We start from the raw sequence: 5,361 nt of genomic DNA, 5'->3' as shown, positions 1-5,361 counted from the left end.
TCGACTGGCTCGCCCTCGACGACCCCGCCGTCATCGCCGAGATCGCCGCCGAATCACCCCGCCCGGTCACCTACGCACACCGCACCCGGGCGCTGACCGGCACCGACGCAGCGTTCGTCGGGGAGCAGACGCTCAGCTACGACGATCTCGCCGTCGCCGCCGCACAACTGCGCGACCGGGACGAACTCACCTACGAGTCCGAGATCCCCTACCGCGGCGAACCGAGATCCTCCGCCGCTGTCATCGAACTGGTCGCCGCCGGGATGGTCGGCGCGGCGGTCGTCCTGGACACCGACGGGGAGGTGCTGGCCGACGAATGCGTAACCGGTTGATCCTTCCGGCCGCACCGCAGCCGGATCGGCGACTTCGCCGAGCAGAGCTCAACTGAAGTGGACGACCGAGAGGGTGCCTGCGGCGATGCAGTACATGGCGAACGGCAGTAGGGTCCGGGTCTGGAAGTAGCGTTCCAGGAACCGTACTGCCAGCCACGACGACACCCCGGAGACGATGGCTCCGAACAACACCGGTCCACGGATGCCTTCGGTTTGCGGGCCGACCAGTTCCGGTAGTTCCAGGACTCCCGCGCCGAGGATCGCCGGAGTGGCCAGCAGGAACGCGAATTTCGCCGCGTGCTCGTGCGCGAGACCCCGCGACAGGCCGCCGACCATGGTCAGGCCCGCCCGGCTGAAGCCGGTCAGCAGCGCGCCGACCTGAGCGAAGCCGATGCCGAGAGCGTCCGCTGTCCCGAGGGCGGCCAGCGGCCGGTCGGATTGGCGCCGAGTCTCCGCCTCGGCCGTGCGGGTGCCCCTGCGGGCTTCCCGCCGAGCGAACCGCCGCCCGTATTCGGCCAGCGACGGCTCGTTCCGCCGGCGCAATCCCTCACCGACGATCAGCACGATGCCGTTGAGCGCCAGGAAGATACCGGCGTAGAAAGGCGTGCCGAACAGCGCGTGCAGCGGATGTTCCAGCAGGAAGCCGAGCACGCCGACCGGAATGGTGGCGACGACGATCAACCAGGCCAGCCGCTGGGGAATGGTGTCGAGGCGCCCGGTGCGCAGCGTGGCGAAAAGGCCCGCCACGATGACGCACCAGTCGCGCCAGTAGTAGCCGAGCAGCGCCACCGCCGTCGCCACGTGCAGCGCCACCACAAACGCGAGATACGGTGTGCCCGTATTGGACTCGCCCTCGCCGGTCAACTTCTCCCAATCGCCTCCGAGCCATGCCGCGACCAACACGGAGTGCCCCAGGCTGGAAATCGGGAACAGTTCGGTGACACCTTGCACCGCCCCGATGACTGTCGCTTGAAAGTAAGTGAGCATCGCCCCGAGTCTCGCACGCACACAACGCAACCGTGTGAGGGCCTCTCGCGGCCGGCGACGAGCGACGCGGCCGGGGACGGTGCCTGCGGGAGCCGGGTACGGCGCACCGGGAAGCGGGGTGAGAGCCCCGTCGTCGCGGATGACCACGAGTCGGAGGCGCCGACGGCGGAAGATCACCGTCGGCGAGCTCGATGCCGTTCAGGCGGTGGCGCCGCGGGATTCGGCGACCAAGTCGAGCGCGATGTCGACGATGAGGTCCTCCTGCCCGCCGACCAAACCACGACGGCCCACCTCGAGCAGGAGCGTGCGCACGTCGATGCCGTAACGCCGCGAGGCGGTTTCGGCGTGCCGCAGGAAGGACGAGTAGACCCCGGCGTAGCCGAGCGTGAGTGTTTCGCGGTCCACGCGGACCGGGCGATCCTGCAGGGGCCGCACCAAGTCGTCGGCGGCGTCCTGTAGCGCGAACAGATCGCAGCTGTGCTTCCAGCCGTGCAGGTCGGCGACAGCGACGAAAGGCTCGATCGGGCAGTTGCCCGCTCCGGCGCCGTGCCCGGCGAGCGAGGCGTCGACCCGAGTGACGCCTTCTTCCACCGCCACGACGGAATTGGCCACCGACAGCGAGAGATTCTCGTGCGCGTGGATCCCGATCTCGGTCCCGGGGTCCAGCACCTCGCGATAGGCGCGGACCCGGTCACGGACTCCGTTCATGGTCAACCGGCCGCCGGAATCGGTGACGTAGACGCAGTGCGCCCCATACGATTCCATCAGTTTCGCCTGTTCGGCCAGGCGAGCCGGTTCGGCCATGTGCGACATCATCAGGAATCCGGAGACGTCCATCCCGAGTTCCCGTGCGGTGGCGATGTGCTGAGCGGACACGTCGGCTTCGGTGCAGTGGGTGGCTACGCGCACCGAGCGCACACCGAGCCGGTAAGCGTGCTTCAGTTCTTCGATGGTGCCGATGCCGGGCAGCAGCAGCGAGGTCAGCCGGGCGTGCGTGAGATTGTCCGCGGCGGCTTCGATCCATTCCCAGTCGGTGTTGCTTCCCGGGCCGTAGTTCAGGCTGCCTCCGGCGAGACCGTCGCCGTGGGCTACTTCGATGCCGTCGACACCGGCCGCGTCGAGCGCCGCCACGATCCGGCCGACGTCGGCGGGCGTGATGCGGTGGCGCACCGCGTGCATGCCGTCGCGGAGTGTGACGTCTTGGATGAACAGTTGGGTGGTCATCGGAGCGCTTCCTGTCCCGCCGGTGCCGCGGCGATCGTATCGGCGATGGATTCGGCGTAGCGCACGGCCGCCGAGGTCATGATGTCCAGATTTCCCGCGTAGGCCGGGAGGTAGTGGGCGGCGCCTTCGACCTCGAGGAACACCGTCACCTGATGGGTGGGCGCGGTCGCCGTGTCCGGGCCGAGCAGGGTGTGCACCGGTTGGTCCTGCGGGACGGCGGTGATCTGGACTTGCTGCTCGAGGCGGTAGCCGGGGACGTAGGTGGCCACGTGCGCGATCATTTGCTGCACCGATTCGCGAATCGCCGCATGGGTGCCGGGATCCGGCGCGGTGACCAGGCACAGCACCGTGTCGCGCATGATCAGCGGCGGGTCCGCCGGATTGAGGATGATGATGGCTTTCCCGCGCCGCGCGCCGCCGACCGTTCGGATCGCGTGCGCGGTGGTTTCGGTGAACTCGTCGATATTCGCCCGCGTGCCCGGTCCCGCCGACTTCGAGGCGATGGACGCGACGATCTCGGCGTAGGCGACCGGCGCCACGCGCGAGATGGCGGCGACGATCGGGATGGTGGCCTGTCCGCCGCAGGTCACCATGTTGACGTTGGGCGCGTGGCGATGCTCGTCCAGATTCACCGCCGGGACGACGAACGGGCCGAGCGCGGCGGGTGTCAGATCGATCAGGCGTTTGCCGAGCGGTTCGAGCACCGCGGCGTGGGCGGCGTGGGCTTTGGCGGAAGTCGCGTCGAAGACCACGTCGATCTCGTCGAAGTTCGGCAGTTTCAGCAGGCCTTGCACGCCGTCGGACGTGGTGGGCACGCCGAGTCTGCGCGCGCGGGCCAGACCGTCGGATTCCGGGTCGATGCCGACCATCGCGCCCATCTCCAGGACGGTCGAGTGCCGGATCACTTTGATCATCAGATCGGTGCCGATATTGCCCGATCCGATCACCGCGACTTTGAGCTTGGCGGGGCTGTCGTTCATGGTTCACTCCCGAATGAAGGTCGCGGTCACCGATCCGAGACCGGTGATGTCCGCGGTGACGATTCCAGGGGCCTCGATCGGCGCCATCGGTCCGAGCGCTCCGGACAGCACTGTCTGCCCGGCGCGCAGTGGCCGGCCGAACTCGCGAGTGGTCCGCGCCAGCCAGGCCAGTGCGTGCAGCGGATCGCCGAGGCAAGCCGCGCCGTTTCCCGTCGACACCTCGACACCGTCGATCGACATCCGCATCTGTGCCGTGACGGGCTCGAAGGAATCGAGGGTGCGGCGTTGGGCGCCGAGCACGTACAAACCGCTCGAAGCGTTGTCGGCGACGGTGTCACCGAAGGTGATGTCCCAACCGTCGATGCGGCTGTCGACGATCTCGAGCGCGGCAACGGCGTAATCGACCGCGCCGCGGACCTGCTCGTCATCGAGCGGCCCCTCCGCCAGGTCCGCGCCGAGCACGAACGCGATCTCGGCTTCGACCTTCGGCTGCAACAACCGGCTCAACGGCACGGGTGTGTCCTGCCCGTAGTACATGTCGTCGAACAACACTCCGAAGTCCGGTTGATCGACACCGAGCTGCCGCTGCACCGCCGGGGAGGTCAAGCCGATCTTGCGGCCGACCACCTCGGCGCCCGCCGCGATGCGCTCGGCGGTCAGCAGTTCCTGCACCGCGTACGCGGCGGTCACGTCGTCGGCACCGATCAGATCGCGCACCGGTGCGCACGGGGTGCCGGAGCGGGCAGCCGCGCTGAGCAGGTCGGCGGCGGCGATCGTGGCAGCGTCGGCAGCCACGGAGCGTCGGTCAAGGCCTGGGGGTGTTGGCATCGGAAGTCCCGGATCTCGTGCGGAGGTGAAACAGTGCTCTCACTGTCGCCGCGGGTGGGACGCATCCGCCAGCATTGCGTTCCACTGAGCCGAACGCCGCGGCGGTAGAGTGAGCGGGTCCGGAGGTTGGAGGTCGACCGTGTCATCCCCGTTCGCTGGTCGTGCGATAGACGGTTCGACCGTGCTCGGCAAGATCATGGCCGTGCTCGAGGCGTTCTCGATCGACGACACCGCGTTGAGCCTGGCCGAGCTGGGACGGCGGACCGGCATTCCGAAGGGCACGCTGCACCGGGTCCTCGCCGACATGGTGGCGGTCCGACTACTGGACCGGACCGACGCCGGGTATCGGCTCGGAAGCTATGTGTTCGAGCTCGGGATGCGCGCATCGGTCGAGCGGAGTCTGCTCGAAGTGTCCATTCCATTCCTGGAGGAACTCAACGCGCGTATCCACGAGACCGTGCATCTGGGCATTCTCGACGGCACCGATGTCGTGTACCTGACGAAGATCGGCGGACGCAGGCAGGCCAGCGCCCCGTCGCGGATCGGGGGCCGTATGCCGGTGCACTGCACGGCCATCGGCAAAGTATTACTGGCCAACGCCGACGCGGCGCTTCGTGAGCAGGTGCTGGCCGGGGCGCTTCGCCGCTACACCCCTCGGACGATGGCCCTACCGGGCACATTGCGCACCCAGCTGGATCGGATCGCCGCCGACGGCGTGGCCTTCGAATTCGAGGAATCCGCGCCCGGCATCGTCTGCGTGGCTGCACCCGTTCGCGAGTCGGACGAGGTGGTCGCGGCGATCAGCGTGGCGGGCCCGTCCCATCGGTTCCACCCCGAGACCCACGCGGCATCGGTCCGCGCGGCCGCCGACGGCATCGGAGCCACCCTGACCCGGCGGACCCGGTTGTTGTCCGCGCCTCCCGCCTGAGAGGAGAACCCCGTCCGGCACGAGGGCCGGACGGGGTCTGTCGTCCCCCAACGAACGTCGTTGGGTTCCTCCCCACTACCTA

Annotated in this window: 6 protein-coding genes; 2 read left to right on the top strand and 4 right to left on the bottom strand. The window is 68.5% G+C overall.

Annotated features, from left to right (window positions below):
* The coding region (locus tag ACWEO7_RS37855) for a hypothetical protein (RefSeq protein ID WP_452430461.1) at positions 1–332 on the top strand (332 nt) is incomplete at its 5' end.
* Between the two features lie 48 nt (positions 333–380).
* Here the strand turns inward: ACWEO7_RS37855 and ACWEO7_RS37850 are convergent.
* From ACWEO7_RS37850 to ACWEO7_RS37835, 4 genes are all read right to left on the bottom strand, one after another.
* A complete protein-coding gene (locus ACWEO7_RS37850; RefSeq protein ID WP_452430459.1) occupies positions 381–1,319 on the bottom strand; it encodes an undecaprenyl-diphosphate phosphatase in 939 nt (312 codons plus the stop codon).
* Positions 1,320–1,517: 198 nt separating this feature from the next.
* Positions 1,518–2,543 carry a 4-hydroxy-2-oxovalerate aldolase gene (gene dmpG, locus ACWEO7_RS37845; protein ID WP_452430458.1) on the bottom strand — a complete coding sequence of 342 codons (1,026 nt, stop codon included), beginning with the start codon at positions 2,541–2,543 and terminating at the stop codon, positions 1,518–1,520.
* On the bottom strand, positions 2,540–3,523 hold the full coding sequence (locus ACWEO7_RS37840; protein ID WP_452430456.1) for an acetaldehyde dehydrogenase (acetylating): 984 nt from the start codon (positions 3,521–3,523) through the stop codon (positions 2,540–2,542). The genes dmpG and ACWEO7_RS37840 overlap by 4 nt, the downstream gene beginning before the upstream one ends.
* Positions 3,524–3,526: 3 nt before the next feature.
* Positions 3,527–4,351, bottom strand: a complete 825-nt coding sequence (locus ACWEO7_RS37835; protein ID WP_452430454.1) for a 2-keto-4-pentenoate hydratase — start codon at positions 4,349–4,351, stop codon at positions 3,527–3,529.
* A gap of 196 nt (positions 4,352–4,547) precedes the next feature.
* On the opposite strand from ACWEO7_RS37835, the gene ACWEO7_RS37830 reads away from it, so the two are divergent.
* Positions 4,548–5,279: an IclR family transcriptional regulator gene (locus tag ACWEO7_RS37830; RefSeq protein WP_452430463.1), complete on the top strand. Its 732-nt coding sequence runs from the start codon at positions 4,548–4,550 to the stop codon at positions 5,277–5,279.
* Positions 5,280–5,361 lie beyond the last annotated feature (82 nt).

Source organism: Nocardia sp. NPDC004260, assembly GCF_053603155.1.
This window is presented reverse-complemented; position numbering and strand designations above follow the sequence as displayed.